This is a genomic window from Bacillus sp. JJ783 (assembly GCF_036963225.1).
Lineage (GTDB): Bacteria > Bacillota > Bacilli > Bacillales > Bacillaceae_G > Bacillus_A > Bacillus_A cereus_U.
Window position 1 is genome coordinate 1 of the sequence record NZ_JBALMG010000035.1, and the last position, 25,766, is coordinate 25,766.

Here is a 25,766-nt window from a genome sequence, read left to right on the forward strand (position 1 = left end):
AAAATAAAAAAACTGCCGAACTCGGCAGTTTTTTTATTTTACAAAATTATAATCCTTTTTTTGAGAATGTGCAGCATCTACGCACTCTGCTAAACGTTCCATTTCACCCATATATACTGCACGTGTCATCCACCCAGTCAACTTATACATAATCTTATATAAAAAATTCTTCGGTTCAAATTCTAATATTAAGGTAAGTGATGTACCTTCTTCATCTTCTTCTAACATATAAGTTGCGGCTGTATAGCCTTGATTCATTTCACATCCAATTGATACGATATAAGGTGCTTCACACTCTAAAATTTCTGCCTCAAACTCATATATTTTCTTCCCCATCTTTTGCACGGATATATATTTATCACCTTCACGAGGATTGTTTACATCTACGTTTGGAGGATACCTATTTTCTACCATGAAGGTACTCCATTCCATTATTTTCTCATCATTATTTACATAATCAAACACAACATCAATTGGTGCCGGAATTACTATTTCTATTGCAAAACTCACTAAACTGCCCCTCTCAAATACCCTATCGATTTTCTTAAAGTTATTATAACGAAATCATTATGGCATATTTCACATGGTGAAATACAAGTAATTGAAGGTAAAAGTTTTATTTTTCTCTCGCTATAAAAAAATCCCCTATAGAATAGACTTTTTTCAAATGTCTATTCTATAGGGGATTGCTGAAAATTTATTCTTACATAATGAAGAAATAAAATACCGCAGCTAAAATGAAACGGTAATAAGCGAACGGTGTTAGTTTTACACGACCTAACAATTTTAAGAATGAAACAATTGCAAGCATCGCAACAACGAATGCTGTAATAAATCCAGTTGCAAATAACGGTATATCTGCTGCACTTAATATATCCCAGCTCTTGATTAAATCTAAGCCACTTGCAGCTACCATCATTGGTACTGCTAAAATAAACGTATATTCAGCTGCCGCTGTATGCGAAACGCGAGCTAATAAACCACCACTTATTGTAGACCCAGAACGAGAAAATCCTGGCCAAAGTGCTAAACATTGGAACATTCCGATTGTAAATGCTTGCTTATATGTGATTTCATCTAACGTTCTTGCTGTACTTGGTTTTGAAAACTTCTCAGCAACAATCATTAAAATACCACCAGCTACTAAGCTAATAACAACCGGTCCTGGACCGAATAAAACTTCTTTAATTGCACTATGGAATAATACACCGAGTATGCCGGCAGGAATCATCCCAATAATAATATGTAATAAATTTAAAGATGGTCCATCAGTCACTTTCCCTATTCCAACTAATGACCATAAACGTTTCCAAAATATAACAACAACTGCTAAAATCGATCCCAACTGAATAACAACTTCGAAAACTTTCGCTCTCTCATCGTCGAATCCAAGTAAATGACCTGTTAAAATCATATGTCCTGTTGATGAAACTGGTAGAAACTCTGTTAAACCTTCAACAGCACCCATGATTAATCCAATTAACCAATCAGCCACAAGTAGTGCCTCCTTAATAACGAATATGTAATTTTTTCACACCTTATCATAATACCTTATCCCTTTTCAAAGTGCATCCTTTTTTTATTGATTTCATTTGTTGTATACGCTTATTTCTTTTCTATTTTTTGATTAAATTGTATGATAATAAGAGTTTGTTTTTTACGTTGAAAGGGGATTTTATGAAAGAAACTACTTCATTCTCACAAAAGTTAAAGCAATTTTTATTACTCTTTTTCCCGATTTTTGTAACGCAAATGTCATTATTTGCGATGAGCTTTTTTGATACGACAATGTCAGGACATGCAAGTCCTATTGATTTAGCGGGTGTTGCTATCGGGACAAGTATATGGCTTCCCGTTAGTACCGGCTTAACAGGAATTTTAATGGCTACTACTCCTATTGTTGCACAGCTCGTTGGATCAAAGAAAAAGGAGGACGTTCCCCACATTGTCATACAAGCAGTATATTTAGCAATTTGTGCTAGTTTCGTTGTTATCCTTATCGGATTCTTCGCTGTTTCACCTATTTTAAATGGCATGCAATTAGAAGAACCTGTGGAACGTATTGCAGCACAATTTTTAAGTATTATCGCGATTGGAATTATCCCTTTATTTACTTACACCGTCTTACGTGGATTTATTGATGCATTAGGAAAAACTCGAACAACGATGATTATTACATTACTATCATTACCAATTAACGTAGTATTAAATTACTTATTAATTTTTGGTCACTTTGGCTTTCCAAAACTCGGTGGTGTTGGTGCGGCAATCGCTTCTGCAGCAACATATTGGTGTATTTTAATTATTACCGTCATTATTATTCGTACGAAAGAGCCTTTCGCTTCTTTCAATATCTTTAAACAGTTATACCGCCCTTCCTTTACGAGCTGGAAGGAATTCCTGAAACTTGGTGTCCCTATCGGATTTGCTATCTTTTTTGAGACGAGTATTTTCGCTGCGGTAACACTTATGATGAGCAATTTTAGTACGACAACAATAGCAGCACATCAAGCAGCTATGAACTTTGCTTCCTTGTTATATATGACTCCTTTAAGTTTAGCAATGGCAATGACGATAGCAGTTGGATTTGAAGTTGGAGCAAAACGATACAATAATGCGAAACAATATGGATTTATCGGAATTGGATTAGCCCTTGCTTTCGCTCTTTTATATTCAATCCTTCTTTATTTCTTTGATGATGAAATTGCTTCTATTTATACGACAAATGCAAATGTCCATCATTTAGCTAAAGAATTTCTTATATTCGCGATTTTATTTCAAATTTCAGATGCGATTGCAACTCCAGTACAAGGAGCACTTCGTGGTTATAAAGACGTAAATGTTGCCTTAATTATGACATTAATAGCTTATTGGGTAATAGGTCTACCTCTTGGCTATATGTTAGCAACTTATACTGACTGGGCAGCAAAAGGGTATTGGATCGGTCTTATTATCGGTCTAGCATTTGGAGCAATTTTCCTGCTTATCCGTCTCTTCCAAGTACAAAGAAAATATACAACGCAAAGCAGCCGCTAATGATATAGCGGCTGTTTTCTTCATGCATATTTTTTCTTGTAACGTGTAACATAATGAAAAAGAAAGGTGGATACATATGGACGAAAAACAAAAGAAACAATCATTCGATGAAGAATTCGCCCCTGAAATTTCACCTGGATATCGGCAAGATGTACATAAGCCACCTAAATATAAAAATACTTCTTTTTTAATGGGCATTACCATTTTCGCAGCTGTATTACTCGTGCTCATCATTTTCGTCTATTTTTAAGGAAGGGTGGTCTATTATATGAAGAAACAAGATTCAAATCGTTCAAAAAGAACTGTTAAAACAGAAAAAGGGTATGCAGGAGATTCTGTTCATACACTGAAACAAGTTGAGCAAGGAAATTTATACATTGCTCAAAAAGAACTTGGGCAATAAAATGAAAATCTTTAAAATCCCTCTTCTCCTTGAGGGATTTTTCATTGTACGTACTGCTTTTGATCTAACACCCTAAATATATTATTAACCTTTACAATTTTCATGTCATAATTTAATTTCATTTCACTTCTCTTACCATTTTCAGTACCAGCAACGTACGCTACAGCATGATAGTAAAAACTCTCATCTGTCACTTCACGTATCTCCTCGTTTGTAAATTTATACTCTAAATTCCGAAAACGATTTGGATAATAATTTTTCATTAATTGTTCATACCCTTTATTTACAAATAGCTCTTCGCTTTTTATCTTCACATCTTCTTTATTATCAAACTCAAACACTGATAGTTGCGCTGTCACAAAGTGTTCTCCTATCATTTTCATTTCTTTATGAGTTAAAATTTCTATATTCTTGTTCTTTAATTCCTTATTTAACTCGTAGCGATCTATCGGTTTAAAGGTAGCAAAAACAGTCTCTTTATATGACCAAAACAAACCAAAAGCGATACATATAGAAATGATTACTATTCTTTTCTTCGTAATACACCCCACCCTCCTTCATAATGATAGTTACATTTTAACATATAGAAAGAAAATTCTGATATCATGTAGTAGAATAACCTACCTTTAACTTAGAAACGAGGAACGATTATGGACTCTTACAAACAATATATAAAAGAAGCTCTACCCGGTCTTTCTATACATTCATATTCGCAAAATGAAGAGGGCTGGGATAATATAGCGGTTATTATAAATGACGAGCTACTGTTTCGTTTTCCAAGAAAACTTGAATATGCAAAGCGAATTCCGTTAGAAAAGGAGCTGTGTACCATTCTTTCTCATTCATTACAAAGAATCGAAGTCCCTAAGTATCGCGTATTGTATAAGAATAATTGTGATACTGTTCCATTTTGTAGCTATTATCCTCTCATTCATGGTAAACCGTTAAAAACTGAAATAGTTGCCCAGTTAGAGAAAAAAGAACTTGAAGTAATTATTACACAATTAGCCACTTTCCTTGCGGCTTTACATAGTATTCCTTTAAAACGTGTTGAAACGTTAGGATTCCCTATCGAAAAAACACTTACCTACTGGAAAGAACTACAAACAAAATTAAATCAATATCTTACTAACAGCCTTACTTCATTACAGAAATCAGCCTTAAATCGTTTATTCGAAAATTTCTTTACCTGTATAGCTAAATCTACCTTTCAAAATACAATTATTCATGCTGACTTTATACATCATCACATTTTATTTAACAACCAAAACAAAACCATTTCAGGTGTTATCGATTTTGGAGATGCTCAAATTGGCGATCCCGCTTTTGATTTTGCTGGGCTATATTATGATTTCGGTCATGAGTTTACTACATCTGTATATAAACACTACAGTGCACTTGTTTCTCACCGCGATCCATTACTCATTCACCGCATCACTACCTTTTATCAATACAGCCCTTTACTACATAACCTCATTTATAACATTGAAACAAATAACGAAATAGAATTAAACAAGAGTAAAGAACAATTGAAGGCAATATTACAGGGACGAGATTAAATTCTCTCCCTATACTCTCTCTCTTCATACATCATTAATTTTTTATCCATTTCAACAATCACTTTATACAATTGAAACGCCTGTAAAATTTGCAGTTGAATTCCAAAAGGAGCATTCTGTTCTTTTAACCATTGAAATACTTTTGTTTCATCTTTCATTGATTATTCCTCCCCTTATTAAAATCTGCTACTCATATACCGTAAATGATGAAAAGCTTTTCATGTCAATAATAAAAAGGATGCAAAATTGCATCCTTTAATGTACGATATTTTTCTTCTGCAACGTTTCCTCTTTTTCCTCTTCCACTTGGCACTCACCACGAAAAGCACAACTCATGCACTCAGAACGAAAATGACGCTCTGTGTAGTGCTCAGGTTGCTGTAACATTTCTTTCATTCTAAATAAATCATCCATTCCAGTTATAATATCTTCCTGTTTCGGAATGTACTCATACTTAGTTCCTTCTATTAAATTAATAACTTCAATTTTCCCTGGAAGAATACCGAAAGCTTTATAACTAAACACAGTCATTAACTTCTGACAAAGAGCTAGCATTTCTTCATTTGCATCAACAACATACTTTTTAATTGTAAATGATTCTGTACTCCACTCACCAACTTCAAATGTCAATGAAATATGAACGCCTAACTCTTCCAAATATGTTTGAAACTTCTCATATAAAAATAACGGCGGCGCCTGACTCTCATCTCTTTCAACAAACTGTAATAAGTGATCTGTTAGCTTCGCTAAAACAATATAGTATTCCGTCTTCGAAGCAAACATATTAACCCTTACTTTTTTCCAATACTTTTCTATTAATATTAAAAGTACAATTTTCGTTTGTTGGCCCGCAGGTAGCGTGTAATATTCATTAATAATTTGATTCACAATCATTTGTGCTATTTGTTGCCATTCAAATGAAGATGGTTCTCTTCTTTTTATATGACGGAAATAAAATTTGTGTGGACAACGCATAAAATCATACAAATGGTAATCTGTCATCGTTTTGATTGCGATTTTTTCATGCAATTGCTCTTCATCTCCCTTCTGCCATTAAGAAAGGTGTTTTACAAATTCAGCTCCAAACTGTAAACATTTTTCTACATCTTCATCTTCTGGCGTTAATTCTACTTTCAATCCGTCTAACACAACTGCTGCCCCGCGCTCCTGCAGCTTTTCTATTAAAATATCAACCGCTACCCCGTATTTTGGATAACCTGAATCACATGACCCGAATACTGCTGCTTTTTTCCCAGTTAAATCAATAGAATCCATTGCGTCATAAAAATCTAAAAAATCATCCGGAAGATCACCATCTCCCCAAGTATAAGCACCTAAAATAATACCGTCATATTGCTCTAATATAGAAGCTTCTGGTGAATCCATAATATCAATGACTTCAATTTCATTTTCTGTTTCACGAATTGCACCCGCAATATGATCAGCCATTTCCTCCGTATTTCCACTCATACTTGCAAAAATCATTACTAACTTACTCAACTGAACCTCTCCTTTTACCTTGTATCTCTTTTTCTGTTGGAAGTGTACTCTTCTCATCTACATATTCAGAACGAATTATATTTCGTTGCCATTCAATATGCTTATCAACATCTTTATTTTTTAATCCCCTTCGTAAAAGGTGAAATGTTTTTCTCATTAAGGTTCCTCATCTACTTCGTTGATAATAATTATCAATTTCAATTATATCATTAGATTAATTGAAATTGATTATCAAAGTCAATAACTATTTTTTAAAAAATAGTTAAAATGTACAAGCTTGTCCGTTAGCTATTCATATACTATAAATGAGCATAGTTCTTTCTCAGCCCTCTCTGACGGAAGAAATAAAAGCAACTGCAATAGAGTGCAGTTGCCTTTTTTTATGCTTTATCAGTTTCTAGTAGTCTTATAGTTGTCTCTAAAAATAGTTCCACTCCATTAATTAAAGCCGATTCATCCACATCAAATTTCGGATGATGATGTGGATAACAAGTATCAATATTTTTATTCCCTGTTCCTAATTTAATGAAACAACCAGGTGCTTTTCTTAAATACGCTGAAAAATCTTCTCCTCCCATAGAAGGTTCAAGATGCACAATACGCTGATTTCCGAACAATTTTATCGCACTTTTTTCTACTATTTTCGTAATGTACTCATTATTAACAACTGGATCATATCCGTAACGATACGTATATGTATAATCTCCCCCATGTGCTTCTGTAATTCCTTTTACAATTTGCTCAATTTTCTCTTTTGCTTCCTCTCTTAATGTTTGATTAAAAGATCGAACAGTTCCCATTAAAGCTGCTGTGTTTGGAATGATATTATCGGCCATCCCCCCATGAAATTGTGTAACTGACACTACTCTATGCATAAAAGCACTTGTATTTCTTGATACGATATGTTGTAAATTTGTAATAATTTGTGCTCCGATAGCAATAGGATCTATCGTTTCTTCTGGTCGTGCCGCATGACCACCCTTTCCTAAAATTTCAATTGTAAATACGTCTGGTGCTGCCATCATAGGGCCATATACAATTCCTACCTTCCCACTTTCTAATCCAGACATAACATGCAAACCTATTACATAATCGACGCCGTCCATAACACCGGCCTCCACCATTTCTTGTCCGCCACCGGGATACACTTCCTCTGCGTGTTGAAAGAACAAACGGATTTCGCCTGCAAAATCTTCCTTCATATTTGATAGCGCTTCTGCTGTACTTAACAAAATAGCTGCATGAGCATCATGCCCACATGCGTGCATCATCCCTTTATTCACAGACGAATAAGATTTCCTTGTCTCCTCTTGAATTGGTAAAGCATCTATATCCGCTCGAATCGCAACTACTTTCCCTTGTTCCGTTCCTCTTTTAATTGCTAGTACACTGTACTTCGTTGGTCTCGTTACTTCAAAAGAAGAAAATGAGCATAATGTATCATATATAAATTGCGAAGTTTCTTTTTCATGAAACGATAATTCCGGATACTTATGGAAATGCCGTCTCCATTTCATAATATTTTCTTCTGAAATAAGACTCTTCCACACCCTATTCATGATAATTTCCTCCTTTTAAAAAGATCTAGTAATTTAAAGTTTGCTCAGTCTCTACCGATTAATAAAAAACAAATATTATATTTTCACGTATTCTTATAGTCCACTTTCTATTTACATGTCAAACCCATTACAAATTCATGCTGAATGTAATATAATTGCTAAGTTAGGGATTTTCTTTTTTAGTATTTAGTGCTAATATCAGAAAAGAGCCTTTTGACTTATTTTTACCTAAAATGTGGGATTTTGTTTTTTTCACAATAATGTAGGACATGATACCTACAAAGAGCTATTATTTCATTAAGCGAGGGAAAGACATGGAAAGATTAAAAGAGATATGGTCTCAACCACTCACACAATGGGTTGCAAAGACGGTTTATTACCTTGCAATTTTATTTGCATTACTTTGGTTGTATGGATTCCATGATACAAACACAAGTACATTTATTTACAATGAATTCTAGGGTGGGAACGTTATGAAGTTATTAGAACAAATTGAAAAGTGGGCTGTAGAAACGCCTGATCAAACCGCTTTTGTTTGGCGAGATGCGAAAATTACGTACAAGCAATTAAAGGAAGATTCTGATGCGTTAGCACATTGGATTTCTTCTGAGTATCCAGATGATCGTTCACCAATTATGGTTTATGGCCATATGCAACCTGAAATGATTATTAACTTTTTAGGTTGTGTAAAAGCTGGACATGCTTACATTCCTGTAGATTTATCTATCCCAGCTGATCGCGTACAACGTATCGCTGAAAATTCTGGTGCGAAATTACTTTTATCAGGAACAGAAGTAACTGTAACTGATTTACCAGTTCGCATTGTAAGTGAAGACAACTTAAAAGATATTTTCTTTACTCATAAAGGGAACATTCCAAATCCTGAACATGCGGTAAAAGGTGATGAGAACTTCTACATTATTTACACATCAGGAAGTACAGGTAATCCGAAAGGGGTTCAGATTACTTATAACTGTCTTGTTAGCTTTACAAAATGGGCTGTAGAAGATTTCAACTTACAAACAGGGCAAGTATTCTTAAACCAAGCACCTTTCTCATTCGATTTATCTGTAATGGATATTTACCCATCATTAGTAACAGGTGGTACGCTTTGGGCAATCGATAAAGACATGATTGCACGTCCAAAAGACTTGTTTGCTTCTTTAGAGCAATCGGATATACAAGTATGGACTTCGACACCATCTTTCGCAGAAATGTGTTTAATGGAAGCCTCTTTCTCTGAAAGTATGCTACCAAACATGAAAACATTCTTATTCTGCGGTGAAGTGTTACCAAATGAAGTAGCTAGAAAATTAATTGAGCGGTTCCCGAAAGCAACAATTATGAATACGTACGGTCCTACAGAAGCTACTGTTGCTGTAACAGGTATTCACGTTACAGAAGAAGTGCTTGATCAATACAAATCACTTCCAGTTGGCTACTGTAAATCAGACTGTCGCCTTCTTATTATGAAAGAAGATGGTACAATTGCACCTGACGGTGAAAAAGGTGAAATCGTAATTGTCGGTCCAAGCGTAAGCGTTGGATATTTAGGAAGTCCTGAATTAACAGAAAAAGCATTTACTATGATTGACGGTGAGCGCGCCTATAAAACAGGCGATGCTGGCTATGTAGAAAATGGTCTTCTATTCTATAATGGTCGTCTTGATTTCCAAATTAAGCTTCATGGTTATCGAATGGAATTAGAAGAAATTGAGCATCATCTTCGTGCGTGTTCTTACGTAGAAGGAGCAGTTATTGTTCCAATTAAAAAAGGTGAGAAATACGATTATTTATTAGCGGTTGTTGTTCCTGGAGAACATTCATTTGAAAAAGAATTCAAATTAACATCTGCAATTAAAAAAGAACTCAATGAGCGATTACCAAACTACATGATTCCACGTAAATTCATGTATCAATCTTCTATTCCGATGACACCAAATGGAAAGGTAGATCGCAAAAAATTATTGAGTGAGGTTACAGCATGACCGCATATGGATCATTTTATTTTTTCGCTATAGTAGGCATTTTATTAATACCTACTATCATAGCTGGATTAAAAGGTAAAATGTTGCGTAAATATAATGCCGTTTTAACATTAGTAATGCTCGTTATTATCTTCTCTGATAAACCGAAGCAAGCAATGATGTTAGCAGCATTTATTATTTGGCAATACGCCCTTATTAAAGGCTATTTATTATTAAGAAAACAAAATAATAGTACATTCACATTTTGTATGGCTGTTATTTTATCAATTTTACCTCTTATTTTGGCAAAAATCGCACCATTTGTACCTGAATTGCATTTTATTGTTTTCGCAGGTATGTCTTACGTAACATTTAGAGCTGTACAAATGGTATTTGAAGTTCGCGATAACTTAATTAAAGAACTTTCCTTCTTTAATTTCTGGGAATTCGTTTTATTCTTCCCTGCGATTTCAAGTGGACCTATCGATCGTTACCGAAGATTCCAAAAAGATATCCAAAAGCCACCTAGTGCTGAGGAGTATCAAAAATTATTATATACAGGGCTTAACCGTATTTTCCAAGGTTTTCTGTATAAATTTATAATCGCGCATTTGATAACAACATATCTTGTAAAAGCAGTATTCGCCAATCAAGATACACTTTTATCTAATGTGATTTTTATGTACGCTACTAGCATGCAATTATTCTTTGACTTTGCAGGTTATAGTGCGTTCGTAATTGGTATCAGTTACATGATGGGAATTAAAACTCCAGAAAACTTTAATAAGCCATTCCTTAGTCGTAATATTAAAGACTTCTGGAACCGCTGGCACATGAGTTTATCATTCTGGTTCCGTGATTTCATCTACATGCGTTTCGTCTTTTTTGCAACGAAGAAAAAGTTAATTAAGAACCGTTACACAATTTCGTATATCGGTGCATTTTTAAACTTCTTCATTATGGGAATTTGGCACATCCAAGGAAGTGCTGTTGCGCAGTATGTTATTTATGGTCTATATCATGCCGCCTTGTTTATTTTATTCGATATTTTCGAACGAAAAAACAAGAAGCATAAGTTTTGGCCAAACAATAAATTTACACACGTCCTTGCGATTGTAATTACGTTCCACGTTGTATGTTTCGGTTTCCTAATTTTCTCTGGACACCTTAACAGATACTTTTAATGCACCCTTCTTATACTATTAAGAAGTTGCACATATAATATATTTCGGATATAAAGGAGATTTTAAAAATGGCAGAATTCAAAGAGCAAGTATTAGATATTTTAGAAGAAGTATGTGAAAACGATATTGTGAAAGAAAACTTAGATGTTCAATTATTTGAAGAAGGTATTCTTGATTCTTTCGCTGTAGTGTCTTTATTAGTAGAATTCCAAGAGCGTTTAGAGATTGAAGTTTCTATTTCTGATTTTGACCGCGATGAGTGGGCTACACCAAATATGGTTATTAAAAAGTTGGAAGAAATCCGATGAACAAAGTAAAATTTGGTCCGATGCTTTTAGCATTGGCCCTTTTTGCTGTATTCTTACTTATTCCTACGCGCTTCCTACTCCCACTTTTAAGTGATGAGAAAGTAGAACAAGCTGCGACTTCTTTAAAAGAAGAAAAGATTCAAAGTATGATTTTACAGCAAAAGATGTTAGCAGACCCGAAATACCTTCCGATGTACGGTTCATCGGAATTCGCACGTATGGATGCTTTTCATCCATCGAATTATTTCAAAGTAAAGCCTGAAGGATTCACACCATTCCTACTTGGACGCGGCGGAACACAAGACCTTGTACATGTATTAAACTTCGCATCTACAATGGATCAATTGAAAGATAAGAAAATGATATTCGTTCTTTCTCCGCAATGGTTTGTACCACAAGGTATTGATGAGACACACTTTGCACCTAACTTTTCAAAACAACAAGGTTACCACTTCATTTTCAACGATGATTTAAAACCTGAAATGAAAAAACAAATTGCAAAACGCTTATTAAACTTTGAGATTGTTAAAAAAGAAACTTTATTAAAAATTTCGCTTGAAGGTATCGCCTACGATGATACAAAGTATAAAGTAAAAGCACTTGCTGCTAAACCTTTCGCTTATATTTATCGTAACATTCTAGATCGTAAAGATTTATTTACAGTTATGTTTAATATTAAGCCGCATAAAGAAAAGCTTGATCCATCATTGAAACAAATGAACTGGGAAGAAGCTCGTAAGCATGCTGATCAAACAGGTGCAGTAGAATCAAGCTCTAACGAATATGGTATCGAAGATGATTACTTCAATAGCAAAATTAAGAAGAAATTAAAGCAACGTGAAGGTTACTTAAAAAATGATGCTTATGACCAATCACCAGAATATGAAGATTTACAAATTGTACTTGATTTATTAAAACAATCTGGCGCAAAACCGCTCTTCATTTCTGTTCCTGTAAAAGGTCCTTGGTATGATTACGCTGGCTTCCCGAAAGAAAAACGCGAATTATACTACAATAAAGTTCATGAGCAAATTAAGCAAGCTGGCTATCCAATTGCTGATTTCTCAAATCATGAATATGATAAGTACTTCTTAAAAGATCATATGCACTTAGGTTGGAAAGGCTGGGTTTACATCGACGAAGCTATCCAACAATTTTATAAAGCAAACTAACGAAAAGACCACTTGAATTATTCAAGTGGTCTTTTTCTATATACATCTTGTAATTGTTCAATTACGTTCTCTGCTTCTTTCACGACACGTTTCACTACATGCTGAGCTGATTCCGTTCGTGCTAATGATGATGCTTGTCCCGCCCAAAGCGACATATACTCTTCCTTATTTTGCTTCGCTGCTTCTTGACGTATTTTTGAAGTTAATACGTTTTGCACTGGATACATCGGTAAATTCTCTTCTCTTCCTTCATGTTTCTCTATAAATTCATTACGAATACCCCGTGCATATTTCCCGGAAAACGCACGGGTTACCGTTGTACTCGTATCTGTACTATGTAAAATCGCCTCTTTATACACGTCATGCGTAATACTTTCTTCACTCGTTAAAAAGGCTGATCCCATTTGAACGGCTTCTGCCCCTAACGCAAATGCCGCAACAAGCCCTTGCCCATTCATTACACCACCTGCTGCAACAATCGGGATATGAGGTACTTCCGCTACTAATTGCGGGATTAATGCAAATGTACCAATCATCGCATCTTGTTCTTTCCCAATAAACGTTCCTCTATGCCCTCCTGCCTCACTACCTTGCCCGACGATAATATCTACCCCTAACTTAGCAAGTGCTTTCGCTTCCACTACATGGGTAGCTGTTCCGATAACTTTTATCCCTTCCTTTTTCAAATCATCTATTTCTTCTTTTTCTAACGTTTGAAATGCAAAACTAACGACTGGTACCTTTTCCTCTAATAATACTTGTAATTGTTCTTTATAGCTTTTTGGAAGTTTTAAAGTCTTTTCTTCCTCTATATCTAATTCTCTATTCACTCCACTAAGTAATACTTTCGCCTCGTTTACCTTCTCTTCTTCTATCTGTATCTCTTTCGTTAAAAGTAAATTAACACCGAAAGGCTTATTTGTTAGTTCCCTTATTTTATAAATCGCTTCACGGATTTGTTCTGGGCTCATATACCCTGCTCCAAGCGTACCTAATCCTCCGCTATTACTCACAGCTGCAACAAGTTCTGGCGTTGTAATAGCTCCTGCCATACCTGCTTGAATGATCGGATACTTAATTTGTAATATATCTATTACTCGACTTGTAAACATCATTTTCCCTCCTACTTTCCCTATACCTTCTTTATATGACATGCTTTCCCCTTCTTTTACAAGGATTGAACTTTCGCTCAAGCGAATATATTGAAAGAGAAGGAGGCTGAGAACAATGATTCATCCAAATGCGTTACAAAAAGGTGATACAGTAATGATTATTGCACCGTCTGGCCCACCAACACTTGAGAATGTATTAAAAGGTGTGAACGTATTACAAGAGATGGGTTTATTTGTAATAATCGGAAAGAGCGTTTATGAAAAATATGGATATTTAGCTGGAAGTGATCAAGTTCGTCTTGATGATATACATGAAGCATTTACAAATACTGAGGTCAAAGCAGTCTTTTGTGCACGAGGTGGTTACGGCAGCGCTCGTCTCCTCCCTTACATTCAATATGAAATCATTCAACGGAATCCAAAGATTTTTTGGGGATATAGCGATATTACGGCTTTACATACTGCCTTTTCACGTTATGCAGAGCTTGTAACTTTTCATGGTCCAATGATTGAAGAATTAGGAAAAGGTATAGATTCTCTCTCTTTATCTTCTTTCAATCAACTATTCCATCCGTATTCATCTATCTTATATGCATCAGAATGTATCGTGCCCACCTCTCCATGTACAGTTACAGGCACATTAGTTGGAGGGAATTTAACTGTGTTAACAAGTATAATTGGCTCGCCCTATGAGATAAATACGTCAAATAGACTTTTATTGCTTGAAGATATTGGTGAAGAACCGTACCGCATTGACCGGATGTTAAATCAACTACTTTTATCTGGACAGTTTAATGAATGCAGTGGCGTTATTTTTACAAGTTGTCACGACTGCAACCCTTCTAAGCCATCTCAATCATTGCAAACAATATTATATGAATATTTCATGCCATATAATATACCTGTGTTATTCGGTTTACCGATTGGACATATAAGTCCAAATATCGGTATTCCCCTCGGAGCTACAGCAACAATAAATACAACTAACAAAACTGTTTCTATTTCTTCTGGTATAGCCACTCCATGTTCAAATTAAAAAGGAAAAGCTGCTAAGCTTTTCCTTTTACTTATAATAATTAAAGATTCGTCCTGATGCTATCTCTGCAATTTCTTCTGGAATAAATGTTTTACTCATATCTGTTCCAACATTTAATACAGCTGTAGCATCTTTCTCGATGCTACCCAATAATTCTTTTCCACGTATCGTAATAAGGGGTGTCCCTTCTGGCAACACAGCTTTTACAAATTCCAATTGTGTAAAGAATGGAACAATCCATCTACCCTCTCCTTGGAAATGACGTAAACGAAGTGTGCCTTCTGTTGCCCCGTCCTCTGCTTCTAATGAACCAGCAACATAAAACTCCGTTGTTAAGAGCAATTCATAAAATTCCTTTTGCTTTTGTTTATCATCTCCTGCTAAAACGAGTACTTCTTCTATTTTCTTTACTGGAATTTGCTTCATATGATGACACCCCTATTTTCAAAATGATTATACTTAGATTATACGAAATATTCTTATTTTTTTCTACATAATTCTGCAATTATTTTATCGAAATAGTTTTTAATATTTCTTTCGCCGTCACAATAGCAGCAAATTCATCATGCAAGTTTACAAGCGTCATATTGTGAATATCCTCTGCGCTATACTCTGTGCCATCTGGACCGATGCGGTTAAAAGTAGCCGTCGCGTCACTCACTACATACGTTGTAAATCCTAAATTACCTGACATCCGTGTTGTCGTCTCTACACAATGATTTGTCGTTAATCCTACAACTACTAAAGAAGTATAATCTTTTACTCGTAATATCTCTTCTAAATTTGTCCCAATGAACGCACTGTTAACAACCTTTTGAATAATAATCTCACCTGGTAATGGCCTCACTTCTTTTTTAAAACGTACTGTTTCTGCATCTAGATGAAACATTGACTCCACATTTTCTTTATTCACATGCTGAATATGAATAACTAGTAATTCTCTTTTTCTCCATTCTTCTAACAAAATTTTCATATTTTCTTCCGCAAAAAGGTTATTCCTTGTGCCCCAGTACGGTAAGTTAAATGCTTCCTGTACATCAATGATTATAAGTGCTGCGTGATTAAGCATATTATCCTCCTAGTTAATTGGGCTGTAATTGAAACAGAAAACCAAGTTGCTGTGACGCAGTAATAAAACAAATATAGGCACAAAGCTCTACAATTTCTTTTTCAGTCCAATATTGTTTTAATACATGAAACATATTATCATCTATCGCCTTTTGGTTATGAACAAATGCATGTGCAAAAGTAACGGCTACGCTAATTTCTTCTATCTTTTGTATATCATCCGGCTTTCCCTTTGCCATACAGTACGGACATTCATTCCCAAACGCTAATGTTCTTCTTACTTGCTCCTTTAACTCTGCGGAAAGGGTCCCTGTACTATACAGTGTATTCTCTAACGTACTCCACGAATTTAATATATCCGGATTATGCCCTAATAATTTTTGAAACTTTGTATCTCCTATATTTGATAATATAATTCTCTCCATCATTTCCCCTCCTATTTCCCTCTTTTTTATTGTAAAATAAATAAAGCTCACTTTACATTTCATATGAATCTTAATTTATAATTTTCCTTTACAAAAATTATCATTTTACTGGAGGTATATTTACAAATGCAATTAGACCGTGTTGATCGAAAAATTTTAAATGAATTATATAATGATAGTCGCCTTTCAATGCGCGAATTGGCAAAACGAGTAAACTTATCCGCTCCGTCTACTACAGAGCGTGTTCGTAAACTTGAAAGTGAAGGAATTATTCAAAAATACACAATCGATATCAATTATAAAAAAGCAGGACTTGTTTTAGATTGTATTTTAGAAATCACTTTAAAAAATGGTGATACAACACGTATGCAACAGTTTATTCAGTCTTATCCATCTGCAAGTTTTTGTTACCGAGTAACAGGAAGCTTATGCTACATTGTAAAAATCTCTGTTCCTTCACTGGTTGAACTAGAAGAATTTATCAATGATGTTTCTTCATATGCAACGACAGTTTCTCATATCGTATTATCAGAAGTAGCTCTCACTCCGGATATTGAACATATCTTCCCAGAAGATTAATTCATTTTTATTCATAAAAAAGAGTAAAAACCTCTTACATTGAGAATAAAAATGATATATCATGTATTAAAATACACAAAGTTCGAGAAAGGGGCTTTACATTGAAAATCTGGTTTTATGAAAAAACGGCACAATTAGATGACTTGCTTGGTATTTGGGACAATGTTCCGACCATCCCTCGAATTGGTGAAAAAGTTGAACTTCTAAAAACCGTTCGGATCGTTACAGATATTAAATACGTGAAAAACGGAAATAACTTCCGTGTAGAGATTATTACAAATTAAAAAGTAGCTCTCCTTTTCATACTGGAGAGCTACTTTTTAATGGCCTATAATCCGCCTTTTTTATAATAATCTTATCTTCTTCTACAGCTATTGTTACATACTCATTTTCTTCTAACTTGAGCTGGTTGACAGCCTCATCTGGCAGTTCCACCGCCATCAATCTATTCGTTAGTATAACTTGGCTATACATTTCATTTTCACGTGATGAATTCATCACTTTTTCTTCATTTATTAAGCGAAGCGGTGGCACACCTACTTCTTTTACAGTACGCCATTGTTTCCAAGTAAAAGGAATTAACCATAATAAACCGATAATCGCAAGACCAATGCCGATCCATAAATTACTTTGTGCTTGTAATTCAGTAATCGAGATTGCGTCACTTCCATCTCCACCTACAAATTGCATACTCGTTGCAATCAAATTATTTAGAGCATGCACAGCAATATTCGTCCATATATTTTTTGTCTTTATGTATAGAAGGCACATAATAACACCGAACATGAAAGCACCGATAACATCAAAATGGCCTAGTCCAAAAATAAGAGAGGATATAATAACTGCACGTTTAATCCCCCATTTGTAAGCCATTCGTTGTAAGAAAAAACCTCTAAAAATAACCTCTTCCATTATTGGGGCTAATACACATGCTGAAATGAAAGTAAATATCGTCATGTATATGTTACTCGTATTAATTACATTTCCATCTTCTAACATAGTAACTAAGAAATTTGGTACAGTATGTGCTAAAATATAAAATTGAATTTGAGATATACCGACTGAAAAAATTATTCCCATTATCGTTGCTAATACAATTAACCCCCAATGTAAACGTCCGGGTTTATCAAAAAAACTTTTAAAAACAACATTATTTTTACTTGTTTTTAAATATAGCCACAATAGTGGAAATACGAAAAAGATTGATATTTGTGACAGGAACTCTATCGTATTGTCAGAAGCACCTGATAAACTTAATGGAATCATCGTCAGGAACATCCCTATAATCATCCATCCAAAAAAACTACGTAGCCTTATACGCGAAAATGCATATTGCAATATTGAACACCTCCAAAGATAGTTAAAGTAAAGCTTTAGTCAATGTTTTATAGGCAACCCATCTCCTAAAAATGGCGGGATAACTAAATTATAATATGAATATAGTTGAAAAACTTCCTATTTTTCTCATATGATTTCAAACAATATATCTATGAAAATGATTTCGATGATATACCATATCGCTATAATTGACATGGTATTTTTAAGTTCAGTCACTACAATTCAAGTAGTATAGGATTTAGCTGATTTATTTATGGTTTTTATAGCAGTCTTCAACTTAGTGACAGTATATCCTTAAATAAATATGTGTTCGCTGCATTTTATAAACCAATAAGAAGCTGAAAAAGACCCGATATTTTACGCTGGCAGCATGCTAGCTTACAAATATAAAATGCTGGGAACTTGAAACGATTGAAGAAAGAACTGGTTAATAAAAATCCCCGTTAACACGGGGATTTTTTCTATTATAATACGTCACGTTTTTGGAATAATACACTTGATGCTACAAGTAATACAGCAAAGTATGCAACTACAAGTAATAATGAAGTTGTAAACGTAAATTCTGTAAATGGTGGTTCTACTCCGCCACTTACTAATTTATTGCTGTCGTAAACACTTAAATTCAAGTGGAAAAATACCACAAATTTCGCTACACCTTTTGCAAACATTATTAGCACCATATTAATTGCTCCTTGCAAGAAAAATAGGAACAACGTAATAATTAATGGTAATACAGACTTTCTAAATACGTTTGCCAAGAAAAAGGCAAGAGTTGCAAAGAAGAACGGTGAAAGTACTTGATATAAAATGGACTTCATTATGATTCCTAACGTTAATTCTGTTTTACTACCATCCATTACAATCCCGCCAATAATCATTGCGATTAACGTGCTAGCAAATATGATAAATAATATAGTAAGTAACACTGTAATATATTTAGAGAACAAAACTGTAATTCGTTTTCTAGGACGGATTAATAACTGCTTAATTGTACCTTTTTGAAACTCATCAGTAATTGTACGAGAAGCAATCGTAATTCCAAAAATTGTTGCAAACAAGGTAATTAAACCAATCTCTGAACTTACAAAGTCTAAATATGATCCTTTAAACTCATGTCCTCCTCCCCATTTCAGCATCGCTAAAACTCCCAAAATCTCCAATGCTGCAATTACACCTATTAAAATGTACATACCTTTTTTCGCATGTAACTTCAAAAATTCATTTTGAATTAATTTAAACATTACGCTTTCACTCCCCCTGTAATCGCTAAGAATTCATCCTCTAACGTTTTATTTTGAACAGTAACACCGTATACGAGTACATCAGCATTTACTAGCTCTTTTACAATTTGCGGAATCTCTTCTTTCATTATAGGTGTCACAATTACATTCCCTTGTTCCTTACCTTTAATGATTTCATTTGCTTTCTGAACTTGATCTACTTCAAACGCTACAACTACCGTTTCATCATGCTTCGCTTGTTCATGTAAGTTATACTCTTGCACAAACTCACCCTGCTTTATAATAACGACGCGGTCACACATTAATTCAATTTCACTTAATAAATGACTTGATACAATGACTGCAATATTTTCTTCCTTCGCTAATCGTTGTAAATAGTCACGAATTTGGCGAATACCAGCTGGATCTAATCCATTTGTCGGTTCATCTAAAATTAATATTTTTGGTTGATGAAGTAACGCTTGTGCGATTCCTAGGCGTTGTTTCATTCCAAGTGAATATGTTTTCACCTTTTTATGAATGGCATGCTCTAAATCAACAAGCTTTATAATTTCAGCGATACGCTCTTTACTAATTGGGATAATTGCCATGTTTGCAAACTGCTTTAAGTTTTGCATTCCTGTCATATAATCATATAGCTCGGGATTTTCTACAATCGCTCCAATTTGCTCTAGCGCCTTTTCACGCTCTGTGCGAATACTATGGCCACAAATTGTAATATCACCTTCTGTCATCGAAATAAGACCTGTCATCATACGAATTGTCATCGTCTTACCACTACCGTTCGGTCCAAGGAACCCATATACTTCTCCTTCTTGAACCTCAAATGATAAGCCCCGAATAATTTCTGTCTTACCAATCTTTTTTCGAACATTTTCTAATTTCACTACTACGTTTCCCAATGCTTACTCCTCCTTTAGACTTCTAGTTTTTTGTCGATGATACGACCTGTAACGACTAGTAATATAATTGTTAATAAACAATTAAAACATAGATTTAAAACTGTAATATCTGTGCCAGAATAGAATGATGTATTTAAAAAGCCATTTTGATCTATAAATCCAATATTATTTATGGCAAACATATACTTTTCTATTTGCTGAAAGATATACGTTATTCCCCCATTAAATGCGATAAAAATGACGAATAAGACTACGCAAACAATCTTACTCATCGATGATTTCACATTGAATAGCTTCACAATTACTATAATTAAATAAATTGAAACTAGCATATTAACAAAATCTAGTCCCCATAAGAAAATAGATAACATATGATGGAATATTCCATAATCATATAAACTGTGGATTGCTTGCTGAACACCTAAATTTGTTTTTCCATTGTAAATATTTAAAGAAAAATAGTATAGAAAAATGATTCCTATTCCTAGTAAAATCATAAAGAGTAGTACAGAAAATAAAACATTTGCACATATATACTTTTGTGCTGAAATAGAAGTACAACGTAGCATAGAGTTTTTTAGCATTTTTCGAAAAGACGATATACCTGTTAGAAAAATTGCAAATCCATTTATACCTAGTACGATTAAAAATATAATAATGATTATATCTTGCCTACCTGAAATTCTAGCTCCTGAAACTCCTTTCATATTAAATAAAAGAATTAATGAAACTGTAATAAATCCGAAGTAAATAATGGCTATCTTTCTCTTATTACAATTATACAGATAACGAAAAAGCTGATTCATTTCTCATAGGCCTCCTTAAACAGCTCATGTACTGCTTTCCCTTTTTGAAATCGTAGTTCTTCCACATTTTCATGCAATATTATTTCTCCATCTTTCAAAAAGATTACTTCATCAAATATATTTTCGATTTCTCTTATTAAATGAGTCGATATAAGCAGCGTACAATCTTCACGATAAAATTTAAGGATTAGCTCAAGTACATGTTCCCTAGAAACGAGATCAATCCCGCCAAGTGGTTCATCCAGTATGTATAACTTCGCTTTTCGAGAAAACGTTAAAATAATTTGAAGCTTTTCAACCATACCTTTTGATAATGCTGTAATTTTTTCTTCTAATGGTATTTTAAATTCCGCAATCGTATCTACTGCTTTTTGAATATCAAAGTCTTTATAAAAATCTCTATAAAAGAATAATGCATCTTTTACAGTCATCCAATCATCAAAGACTGGCTTATCAGACATAAATGAAACGATTTCTTTCGTCTCTAACCCTACTTTTTTACCGTTAATTGCTATGCTACCTTCTGAAGGATGTTGCAAGCCTGCAATCATTTTCAATAACGTCGTTTTCCCGCTCCCGTTATCTCCAACAAGCCCAACGATTTTTCCTTCTGTAATCTCTATGTTTAATTCCCGGATCACCGCTTTCAATCCGTATCGCTTCCATAGATTCTCTATTCTTAATAGCTCTGTCATTCTTTCTCCTCCCTTTTCTTATTTAATGAAGAACGAAGAATTGAAAGAATTTCTTCTTCTGAAAAACCTAAATTGTCCATTCCATCTATAAAAGAATAAAGTAATTCTTTCGCCATATCTTTTCGCAGCTCCATAATTTTCTCCCCTTCATTCGTTACATATCGCCCCATTCCTCTACGTGTTACAACAACTTCATCCCGTTCTAGCTCTTGAAATGTACGTTGAATCGTATTTGGATTTACTTGCAATTCACTCGCTAATTCACGTACGGAGGGAATTTTATCACCAGACAATAAATGTCCTGTTACAATTTCCTTTTTTATGCATTCCATTACTTGAATGTAAATTGGTGTGTTTGGAGAAAACTCGATTTTCATTTTCCCCCTCCTGTCTTAGTGTGTTAGTTAAATAGTACACTAAGACAAATTATATGTAAATACTTACAACATAACTTCCTCGTATTCGCCGAATTTCGAGGTGGGAGTCTTACTGCCCGCAAATAGCGGAATAAAATGTAATAAAAAGGCAGTGTAACTTTTTTCGTTACACTGCCTTCCTGTAATAAAATACAGGTAAATCTATTCTAATTATAGTTTCAATCGTTTGAATTCACATATAACCTTTTGCGAAATTTATTTTACTTTTACTTGAGTTAGCACAGATTTAAACGTATTAATAACTGTATCTACTTCTTCATAACTAATTGTAAGGGATGGTTCAATACGAATTGTTTTTGAGTTAATTAATGTTCCCGCAACAAGAATACCTTGATCAAACATCGCCTTTGACACTTCATAACCAATCTCGTCTTTATGGAATTCAATCCCAATCATTAAACCTTGACCACGAATTTCAAAGATTTTATCTTCGTGCCCTGCTGCTGCTTGTTTCAATCCATTTAAGAAATACTCCCCAACTTCCATAGCTCGTTCCGGTAATTTCTCTTCCAATAATACATGGATTGTTGCAATTGCAGCAGCACATGCAAGAGGATTTCCTCCAAATGTTGTTGTATGCATAAATGGATTTTCAAACCAACTTTTGAACACTGTTTCTTTCGCAACAATAGCTCCCGCTGGCATTACACCTCCACCAAACGCCTTCGCAAGACAAATAATATCCGGCACAACATCATATAATTCTGCCGCAAACATTTTGCCTGTACGTCCCATTCCAGTTTGCACTTCATCAAAAATAAGGAGTGATCCAAACTCATCACAAAGCTCTCGTACTTGTTTCAAATAATTCTCTGGAGGTAAAATAATACCGCCCTCTCCTTGAATTGGTTCTAAAATAACTGCTGCAACATCTTCTCCTACTAATGCACATGTCTCAAATGTTTTTCTCATCATTTCAATATCGCCAAATGGAACATGGCGAAAACCCGGAATCAATGGTAAGAATGGCTTACGGAACATTCCTTTTGCCGTTCCAGATAAGGAACCAAGACTCTTACCATGGAAGGCACGAGTTGTAGCAATGAAAGTTGTTCGTTCACTATACATTTTTGCTAGTTTTAATGCTGCCTCCACACTTTCTGTACCACTGTTTGTAAAGAAGGCGTATTTCAAATCACCAGGTGTAATATCCGCTAAAATCTTTGCAAGCATTGCTCGAAGTGGATCCAGTAAATCCTGACTGTGCAATGCTTGACGTTTTAATTGATCTGTCACAGCTTTTACCACTTTCGGATTACGGTGACCAACATTATAAATTCCAAATCCACCTAAACAGTCAATATATCTTTTACCGTTAATATCCATGAAACAAGATCCTTCATCTGACCATTCTACTGCTGCAAATTGTCCATCTTTTGTTACTGTTTTTCTATAAGCAAGAAAACCAGGGTTTACATGCTCTCTAAATCCATCTACTGTTTCTTTTTGAATCCAGTTCGCCTCTTCTTCAGTAACCTTTTCTTTTTCAATTAACTGTAGTACTTTCGTAATATACTCATTTATATTTGAACCTTTTACATCTTTCTCATTCAATTTATTTTCTACGTTCGTTCCCATCTATTTCACTCCTACATTTTTTTTATTTGCAAACCAGCCTATTGGTTCTACTTCTAGATTTATATTAATCTGCTTAATTTCTTGAAATTCTTCTAAACCAAACGTTCCTAGACTACGACCTATACCACTTTGTTTATATCCGCCCCAAGGTGCCTCATTGTATGTTGGATGATAGCTATTAATCCACGTAATTCCTGCGCGAAGTTTGCGAATCACACGCATTGCTTTTGCACCATCAACTGTAAATACCCCTCCAGCCAAACCATAGTCTGTACCGTTTGCCAACTCAATTGCTTCCTGTTCGTCTTTAAATTTTTGAATTACTACAACAGGACCGAAGATTTCTTCCTGGACAATACGCATATCAGGTTTTACATTGACAAAGACTGTTGGTTCAATAAAGAAACCATCACCTTTTCCATCCTCCATTATTCGTCTACCTCCGCAAGCAACGTTTGCACCTTCGTCTTTCCCAATTTCAATATAACGTAATACTTTTTCCATATGTTCTTGACTTACAAGTGGCCCCATTTCTGATTCTGGATTATCACCAGGCCCAACGTTAATTTGCTGTGCTCGCTCTACAAAACTATTAACAAATTTATCATAAATCTTTTCTTCTACAAGGATTCTTGATCCTGCTGAACATACTTGTCCGCTACCTGCATAAATACCGAATAGAGCATAATCAATAGCGGTCTCAAAATCTGCATCTGCAAAAATAATATTTGGAGATTTCCCTCCAAGTTCTAACGAAATCTTTTTCATATTATCTGCCGCTGTTCTCATAATGTGCTTACCTGTTTTTGTTCCACCTGTAAAGGAAATCATGTCCACTTTATTACTCGCTGCAATTTCATTTCCTACTATTGGACCGGCCCCCATTACCATATTGGCAACACCTTTTGGTAGCCCTACTTTTTCAAGGATTTCGAATAGCTTTGTTGCAGTGATTGGTGTCACTTCAGAAGGTTTAAACACAATTGTATTTCCAGCTGCTAAAGCAGGTGCAATTTTCCATACACTCATCAATAGCGGATAATTCCATGGAACAATTAATCCACAAACACCAACTGGCTCTCTTACAACCATCGCTTGCATCGGATCGGCTACATGATATGTTTGACCATCTGGCTTTGTAATCAATCCGGCATAATAGCGAAAACAAGCCGCTGCATCTCCAATATCTCCTTCTGCCTCACGGTACGTTTTTCCATTATCCATTGTTTCAAGGTATACTAATTCTTCCATATTTTTATCAATTTCATCTGCTATTTTAAATAAATATGATGCCCTTTCAGCAGTGGATGTCTCTGACCAAATTCCGCTATCGAAAGCCGCTCTTGCCAATTCTATCGCGTATTTTGCATCCTCAATCGTTCCCTCAGGTGCATATGCTATACCCTTGCCATTCGCAGGGTTAATAATCGTTCGTTTCTCTTGATTACTAGAGTCTCTCCATTCACCGTTTACATACATTTTTAAATCTAGCACTATATTGAATCCTCCTTTATCGATCGTTTATATATTTATAAGCAAATTTCATGCCAATATTTAAAATTCAAAGGAATCATACATAAAGTGAAACTTTAATCAGTGGGGGTTTTGTTCATCCCCCACTGATTATTAGCCCTCACCAATCGGGCGTTTACGGGCAGCAGGGCTCCCACCTAACTTCTTTGCTCCACCTGAATTTTGAGGTGGGAGTTTTCCTGCCCACAAATAGCGGGATAAACTGACTATTTTCTTAAAAACAACAAACAATTTATGCACTCCTGCATACACTATTCTATTTTGCATAAAACAGAACGTTAATCATTACCGCTACCGCCTTCACGACCCCGGACTTGAACTCTAGAGA

At 34.8% G+C, this 25,766-nt stretch carries 32 protein-coding genes; 12 read left to right on the plus strand and 20 right to left on the minus strand.

Features of this window, described 5'->3' with window-relative positions; all coding sequences use genetic code 11:
• Nucleotides 1-33 precede the first annotated feature (33 nt).
• Together V7038_RS06985 and uppP are read right to left on the minus strand one after the other, a co-directional pair.
• Nucleotides 34-510, minus strand: a complete 477-nt coding sequence (locus tag V7038_RS06985; protein ID WP_070138989.1) for an SRPBCC family protein — start codon at nucleotides 508-510, stop codon at nucleotides 34-36.
• Nucleotides 511-703: 193 nt separating this feature from the next.
• The gene (gene uppP / locus V7038_RS06990) at nucleotides 704-1,495 is read right to left on the minus strand and encodes a bacitracin resistance undecaprenyl-diphosphatase (RefSeq protein ID WP_002201211.1); all 792 of its coding nucleotides are present in this window, start codon (nucleotides 1,493-1,495) and stop codon (nucleotides 704-706) included.
• Nucleotides 1,496-1,677: 182 nt separating this feature from the next.
• Between uppP and V7038_RS06995 the strand changes: the two genes are divergently transcribed.
• The 3 genes from V7038_RS06995 (at nucleotide 1,678) to V7038_RS07005 (ending at nucleotide 3,439) form a co-directional block, all read left to right on the plus strand.
• Nucleotides 1,678-3,036, plus strand: a complete 1,359-nt coding sequence (locus V7038_RS06995; protein ID WP_199659868.1) for an MATE family efflux transporter — start codon at nucleotides 1,678-1,680, stop codon at nucleotides 3,034-3,036.
• 76 nt (nucleotides 3,037-3,112) lie between these two features.
• On the plus strand, nucleotides 3,113-3,286 hold the full coding sequence (locus V7038_RS07000; RefSeq protein ID WP_000343684.1) for a hypothetical protein: 174 nt from the start codon (nucleotides 3,113-3,115) through the stop codon (nucleotides 3,284-3,286).
• Nucleotides 3,287-3,304: 18 nt separating this feature from the next.
• Nucleotides 3,305-3,439: a hypothetical protein gene (locus V7038_RS07005; RefSeq protein WP_335469652.1), complete on the plus strand. Its 135-nt coding sequence runs from the start codon at nucleotides 3,305-3,307 to the stop codon at nucleotides 3,437-3,439.
• A gap of 41 nt (nucleotides 3,440-3,480) precedes the next feature.
• Here the strand turns inward: V7038_RS07005 and V7038_RS07010 are convergent, their stop codons facing one another.
• On the minus strand, nucleotides 3,481-3,990 hold the full coding sequence (locus V7038_RS07010) for a biotin transporter BioY (protein WP_070138988.1): 510 nt from the start codon (nucleotides 3,988-3,990) through the stop codon (nucleotides 3,481-3,483).
• A gap of 99 nt (nucleotides 3,991-4,089) precedes the next feature.
• On the opposite strand from V7038_RS07010, the gene V7038_RS07015 reads away from it, so the two are divergent.
• Complete coding sequence (locus V7038_RS07015; protein WP_071151093.1) at nucleotides 4,090-4,998, plus strand: aminoglycoside phosphotransferase family protein; 909 nt, start codon at nucleotides 4,090-4,092, stop codon at nucleotides 4,996-4,998.
• On the opposite strand, the gene V7038_RS07020 is transcribed toward V7038_RS07015, so the two are convergent.
• The 5 genes from V7038_RS07020 to V7038_RS07040 all read right to left on the minus strand — a co-directional run bounded on the left by V7038_RS07020 (nucleotide 4,995) and on the right by V7038_RS07040 (nucleotide 8,057).
• On the minus strand, nucleotides 4,995-5,156 hold the full coding sequence (locus tag V7038_RS07020; protein WP_002149564.1) for a hypothetical protein: 162 nt from the start codon (nucleotides 5,154-5,156) through the stop codon (nucleotides 4,995-4,997). The genes V7038_RS07015 and V7038_RS07020 overlap by 4 nt on opposite strands.
• A gap of 97 nt (nucleotides 5,157-5,253) precedes the next feature.
• A complete protein-coding gene (locus V7038_RS07025; RefSeq protein ID WP_071151092.1) occupies nucleotides 5,254-6,027 on the minus strand; it encodes a hypothetical protein in 774 nt (257 codons plus the stop codon).
• Nucleotides 6,028-6,051: 24 nt separating this feature from the next.
• The gene (locus V7038_RS07030) at nucleotides 6,052-6,498 is read right to left on the minus strand and encodes a flavodoxin (protein ID WP_071151091.1); all 447 of its coding nucleotides are present in this window, start codon (nucleotides 6,496-6,498) and stop codon (nucleotides 6,052-6,054) included.
• On the minus strand, nucleotides 6,491-6,655 hold the full coding sequence (locus V7038_RS07035; protein ID WP_002158699.1) for a hypothetical protein: 165 nt from the start codon (nucleotides 6,653-6,655) through the stop codon (nucleotides 6,491-6,493). The genes V7038_RS07030 and V7038_RS07035 overlap by 8 nt, the downstream gene beginning before the upstream one ends.
• A gap of 223 nt (nucleotides 6,656-6,878) precedes the next feature.
• The gene (locus tag V7038_RS07040) at nucleotides 6,879-8,057 is read right to left on the minus strand and encodes an amidohydrolase (RefSeq protein ID WP_335469656.1); all 1,179 of its coding nucleotides are present in this window, start codon (nucleotides 8,055-8,057) and stop codon (nucleotides 6,879-6,881) included.
• A gap of 314 nt (nucleotides 8,058-8,371) precedes the next feature.
• Between V7038_RS07040 and V7038_RS07045 the strand changes: the two genes are divergently transcribed.
• From V7038_RS07045 to dltD, 5 genes are all read left to right on the plus strand, one after another.
• Nucleotides 8,372-8,518 (plus strand): teichoic acid D-Ala incorporation-associated protein DltX, encoded by a 147-nt coding sequence (locus V7038_RS07045; protein WP_002011626.1) that lies wholly within the window; start codon nucleotides 8,372-8,374, stop codon nucleotides 8,516-8,518.
• A 12-nt stretch (nucleotides 8,519-8,530) separates the two neighbouring features.
• Nucleotides 8,531-10,045, plus strand: coding sequence for a D-alanine--poly(phosphoribitol) ligase subunit DltA (dltA, locus tag V7038_RS07050; RefSeq protein ID WP_002202674.1), 1,515 nt, complete (start codon nucleotides 8,531-8,533; stop codon nucleotides 10,043-10,045).
• Entirely contained in the window at nucleotides 10,042-11,208 is a 1,167-nt protein-coding gene (dltB, locus tag V7038_RS07055; RefSeq protein WP_002202675.1) for a D-alanyl-lipoteichoic acid biosynthesis protein DltB, read from the plus strand. The genes dltA and dltB overlap by 4 nt, the downstream gene beginning before the upstream one ends.
• A 68-nt stretch (nucleotides 11,209-11,276) precedes the next feature.
• Complete coding sequence (gene dltC / locus V7038_RS07060; RefSeq protein WP_002011622.1) at nucleotides 11,277-11,516, plus strand: D-alanine--poly(phosphoribitol) ligase subunit DltC; 240 nt, start codon at nucleotides 11,277-11,279, stop codon at nucleotides 11,514-11,516.
• Entirely contained in the window at nucleotides 11,513-12,688 is a 1,176-nt protein-coding gene (gene dltD / locus V7038_RS07065) for a D-alanyl-lipoteichoic acid biosynthesis protein DltD (protein ID WP_002202676.1), read from the plus strand. Before dltC ends, dltD begins: the two co-directional genes overlap by 4 nt.
• Nucleotides 12,689-12,705: 17 nt before the next feature.
• Here the strand turns inward: dltD and V7038_RS07070 are convergent, their stop codons facing one another.
• Nucleotides 12,706-13,842: an NAD(P)H-dependent flavin oxidoreductase gene (locus V7038_RS07070; protein WP_335469660.1), complete on the minus strand. Its 1,137-nt coding sequence runs from the start codon at nucleotides 13,840-13,842 to the stop codon at nucleotides 12,706-12,708.
• Between the two features lie 73 nt (nucleotides 13,843-13,915).
• Here V7038_RS07070 and V7038_RS07075 point away from each other — a divergent pair, with 73 nt between their 5' ends.
• Nucleotides 13,916-14,836, plus strand: a complete 921-nt coding sequence (locus V7038_RS07075; protein WP_002201222.1) for a S66 peptidase family protein — start codon at nucleotides 13,916-13,918, stop codon at nucleotides 14,834-14,836.
• A 27-nt stretch (nucleotides 14,837-14,863) separates the two neighbouring features.
• Here the strand turns inward: V7038_RS07075 and V7038_RS07080 are convergent, their stop codons facing one another.
• From V7038_RS07080 to V7038_RS07090, 3 genes are all read right to left on the minus strand, one after another.
• Entirely contained in the window at nucleotides 14,864-15,262 is a 399-nt protein-coding gene (locus tag V7038_RS07080; protein WP_002158706.1) for an SseB family protein, read from the minus strand.
• 79 nt (nucleotides 15,263-15,341) lie between these two features.
• On the minus strand, nucleotides 15,342-15,905 hold the full coding sequence (locus V7038_RS07085) for a cysteine hydrolase family protein (RefSeq protein ID WP_002201224.1): 564 nt from the start codon (nucleotides 15,903-15,905) through the stop codon (nucleotides 15,342-15,344).
• 13 nt (nucleotides 15,906-15,918) lie between these two features.
• Nucleotides 15,919-16,332: a carboxymuconolactone decarboxylase family protein gene (locus V7038_RS07090; RefSeq protein WP_171902550.1), complete on the minus strand. Its 414-nt coding sequence runs from the start codon at nucleotides 16,330-16,332 to the stop codon at nucleotides 15,919-15,921.
• 123 nt (nucleotides 16,333-16,455) lie between these two features.
• Between V7038_RS07090 and V7038_RS07095 the strand changes: the two genes are divergently transcribed.
• Complete coding sequence (locus tag V7038_RS07095; protein ID WP_002011610.1) at nucleotides 16,456-16,908, plus strand: Lrp/AsnC family transcriptional regulator; 453 nt, start codon at nucleotides 16,456-16,458, stop codon at nucleotides 16,906-16,908.
• A 101-nt stretch (nucleotides 16,909-17,009) separates the two neighbouring features.
• Nucleotides 17,010-17,192 (plus strand): DUF3913 family protein, encoded by a 183-nt coding sequence (locus tag V7038_RS07100; protein WP_000707108.1) that lies wholly within the window; start codon nucleotides 17,010-17,012, stop codon nucleotides 17,190-17,192.
• 16 nt (nucleotides 17,193-17,208) lie between these two features.
• Here the strand turns inward: V7038_RS07100 and V7038_RS07105 are convergent, their stop codons facing one another.
• The 8 genes from V7038_RS07105 to V7038_RS07140 all read right to left on the minus strand — a co-directional run bounded on the left by V7038_RS07105 (nucleotide 17,209) and on the right by V7038_RS07140 (nucleotide 25,399).
• On the minus strand, nucleotides 17,209-18,246 hold the full coding sequence (locus tag V7038_RS07105) for a CPBP family intramembrane glutamic endopeptidase (protein ID WP_070138980.1): 1,038 nt from the start codon (nucleotides 18,244-18,246) through the stop codon (nucleotides 17,209-17,211).
• Between the two features lie 464 nt (nucleotides 18,247-18,710).
• Nucleotides 18,711-19,487: an ABC transporter permease gene (locus V7038_RS07110; protein WP_016104267.1), complete on the minus strand. Its 777-nt coding sequence runs from the start codon at nucleotides 19,485-19,487 to the stop codon at nucleotides 18,711-18,713.
• Nucleotides 19,487-20,389: an ABC transporter ATP-binding protein gene (locus V7038_RS07115; protein ID WP_070169938.1), complete on the minus strand. Its 903-nt coding sequence runs from the start codon at nucleotides 20,387-20,389 to the stop codon at nucleotides 19,487-19,489. Before V7038_RS07115 ends, V7038_RS07110 begins: the two co-directional genes overlap by 1 nt.
• A 14-nt stretch (nucleotides 20,390-20,403) precedes the next feature.
• Nucleotides 20,404-21,195, minus strand: coding sequence for a hypothetical protein (locus V7038_RS07120; RefSeq protein ID WP_002158712.1), 792 nt, complete (start codon nucleotides 21,193-21,195; stop codon nucleotides 20,404-20,406).
• A complete protein-coding gene (locus V7038_RS07125) occupies nucleotides 21,192-21,890 on the minus strand; it encodes an ABC transporter ATP-binding protein (protein WP_070169936.1) in 699 nt (232 codons plus the stop codon). The genes V7038_RS07120 and V7038_RS07125 overlap by 4 nt, the downstream gene beginning before the upstream one ends.
• Nucleotides 21,887-22,267 (minus strand): GntR family transcriptional regulator, encoded by a 381-nt coding sequence (locus tag V7038_RS07130; RefSeq protein ID WP_335469664.1) that lies wholly within the window; start codon nucleotides 22,265-22,267, stop codon nucleotides 21,887-21,889. The genes V7038_RS07125 and V7038_RS07130 overlap by 4 nt, the downstream gene beginning before the upstream one ends.
• Before the next feature lie 255 nt (nucleotides 22,268-22,522).
• Nucleotides 22,523-23,905: a putrescine aminotransferase gene (locus tag V7038_RS07135; RefSeq protein ID WP_002202683.1), complete on the minus strand. Its 1,383-nt coding sequence runs from the start codon at nucleotides 23,903-23,905 to the stop codon at nucleotides 22,523-22,525.
• Entirely contained in the window at nucleotides 23,906-25,399 is a 1,494-nt protein-coding gene (locus V7038_RS07140) for an aldehyde dehydrogenase family protein (protein WP_335469666.1), read from the minus strand.
• Nucleotides 25,400-25,766 lie beyond the last annotated feature (367 nt).

Excerpts from the sequence above, each read along its gene's own strand:
- V7038_RS06995 (WP_199659868.1), top strand. The coding sequence starts at position 1,678 with ATGAAAGAAACTACTTCATTCTCACAAAAGTTAAAGCAATTTTTATTA.
- V7038_RS07000 (WP_000343684.1), top strand. The coding sequence starts at position 3,113 with ATGGACGAAAAACAAAAGAAACAATCATTCGATGAAGAATTCGCCCCT.
- V7038_RS07005 (WP_335469652.1), top strand. The coding sequence starts at position 3,305 with ATGAAGAAACAAGATTCAAATCGTTCAAAAAGAACTGTTAAAACAGAA.
- V7038_RS07015 (WP_071151093.1), top strand. The coding sequence starts at position 4,090 with ATGGACTCTTACAAACAATATATAAAAGAAGCTCTACCCGGTCTTTCT.
- V7038_RS07020 (WP_002149564.1), bottom strand. The coding sequence starts at position 5,156 with ATGAAAGATGAAACAAAAGTATTTCAATGGTTAAAAGAACAGAATGCT.
- V7038_RS07035 (WP_002158699.1), bottom strand. The coding sequence starts at position 6,655 with ATGAGAAAAACATTTCACCTTTTACGAAGGGGATTAAAAAATAAAGAT.
- V7038_RS07040 (WP_335469656.1), bottom strand. The coding sequence starts at position 8,057 with ATGAATAGGGTGTGGAAGAGTCTTATTTCAGAAGAAAATATTATGAAA.
- V7038_RS07045 (WP_002011626.1), top strand. The coding sequence starts at position 8,372 with ATGGAAAGATTAAAAGAGATATGGTCTCAACCACTCACACAATGGGTT.
- dltA (WP_002202674.1), top strand. The coding sequence starts at position 8,531 with ATGAAGTTATTAGAACAAATTGAAAAGTGGGCTGTAGAAACGCCTGAT.
- dltB (WP_002202675.1), top strand. The coding sequence starts at position 10,042 with ATGACCGCATATGGATCATTTTATTTTTTCGCTATAGTAGGCATTTTA.
- dltC (WP_002011622.1), top strand. The coding sequence starts at position 11,277 with ATGGCAGAATTCAAAGAGCAAGTATTAGATATTTTAGAAGAAGTATGT.
- dltD (WP_002202676.1), top strand. The coding sequence starts at position 11,513 with ATGAACAAAGTAAAATTTGGTCCGATGCTTTTAGCATTGGCCCTTTTT.
- V7038_RS07070 (WP_335469660.1), bottom strand. The coding sequence starts at position 13,842 with ATGTCATATAAAGAAGGTATAGGGAAAGTAGGAGGGAAAATGATGTTT.
- V7038_RS07075 (WP_002201222.1), top strand. The coding sequence starts at position 13,916 with ATGATTCATCCAAATGCGTTACAAAAAGGTGATACAGTAATGATTATT.
- V7038_RS07080 (WP_002158706.1), bottom strand. The coding sequence starts at position 15,262 with ATGAAGCAAATTCCAGTAAAGAAAATAGAAGAAGTACTCGTTTTAGCA.
- V7038_RS07085 (WP_002201224.1), bottom strand. The coding sequence starts at position 15,905 with ATGCTTAATCACGCAGCACTTATAATCATTGATGTACAGGAAGCATTT.
- V7038_RS07090 (WP_171902550.1), bottom strand. The coding sequence starts at position 16,332 with ATGATGGAGAGAATTATATTATCAAATATAGGAGATACAAAGTTTCAA.
- V7038_RS07095 (WP_002011610.1), top strand. The coding sequence starts at position 16,456 with ATGCAATTAGACCGTGTTGATCGAAAAATTTTAAATGAATTATATAAT.
- V7038_RS07110 (WP_016104267.1), bottom strand. The coding sequence starts at position 19,487 with ATGTTTAAATTAATTCAAAATGAATTTTTGAAGTTACATGCGAAAAAA.
- V7038_RS07120 (WP_002158712.1), bottom strand. The coding sequence starts at position 21,195 with ATGAATCAGCTTTTTCGTTATCTGTATAATTGTAATAAGAGAAAGATA.
- V7038_RS07125 (WP_070169936.1), bottom strand. The coding sequence starts at position 21,890 with ATGACAGAGCTATTAAGAATAGAGAATCTATGGAAGCGATACGGATTG.
- V7038_RS07130 (WP_335469664.1), bottom strand. The coding sequence starts at position 22,267 with ATGAAAATCGAGTTTTCTCCAAACACACCAATTTACATTCAAGTAATG.
- V7038_RS07135 (WP_002202683.1), bottom strand. The coding sequence starts at position 23,905 with ATGGGAACGAACGTAGAAAATAAATTGAATGAGAAAGATGTAAAAGGT.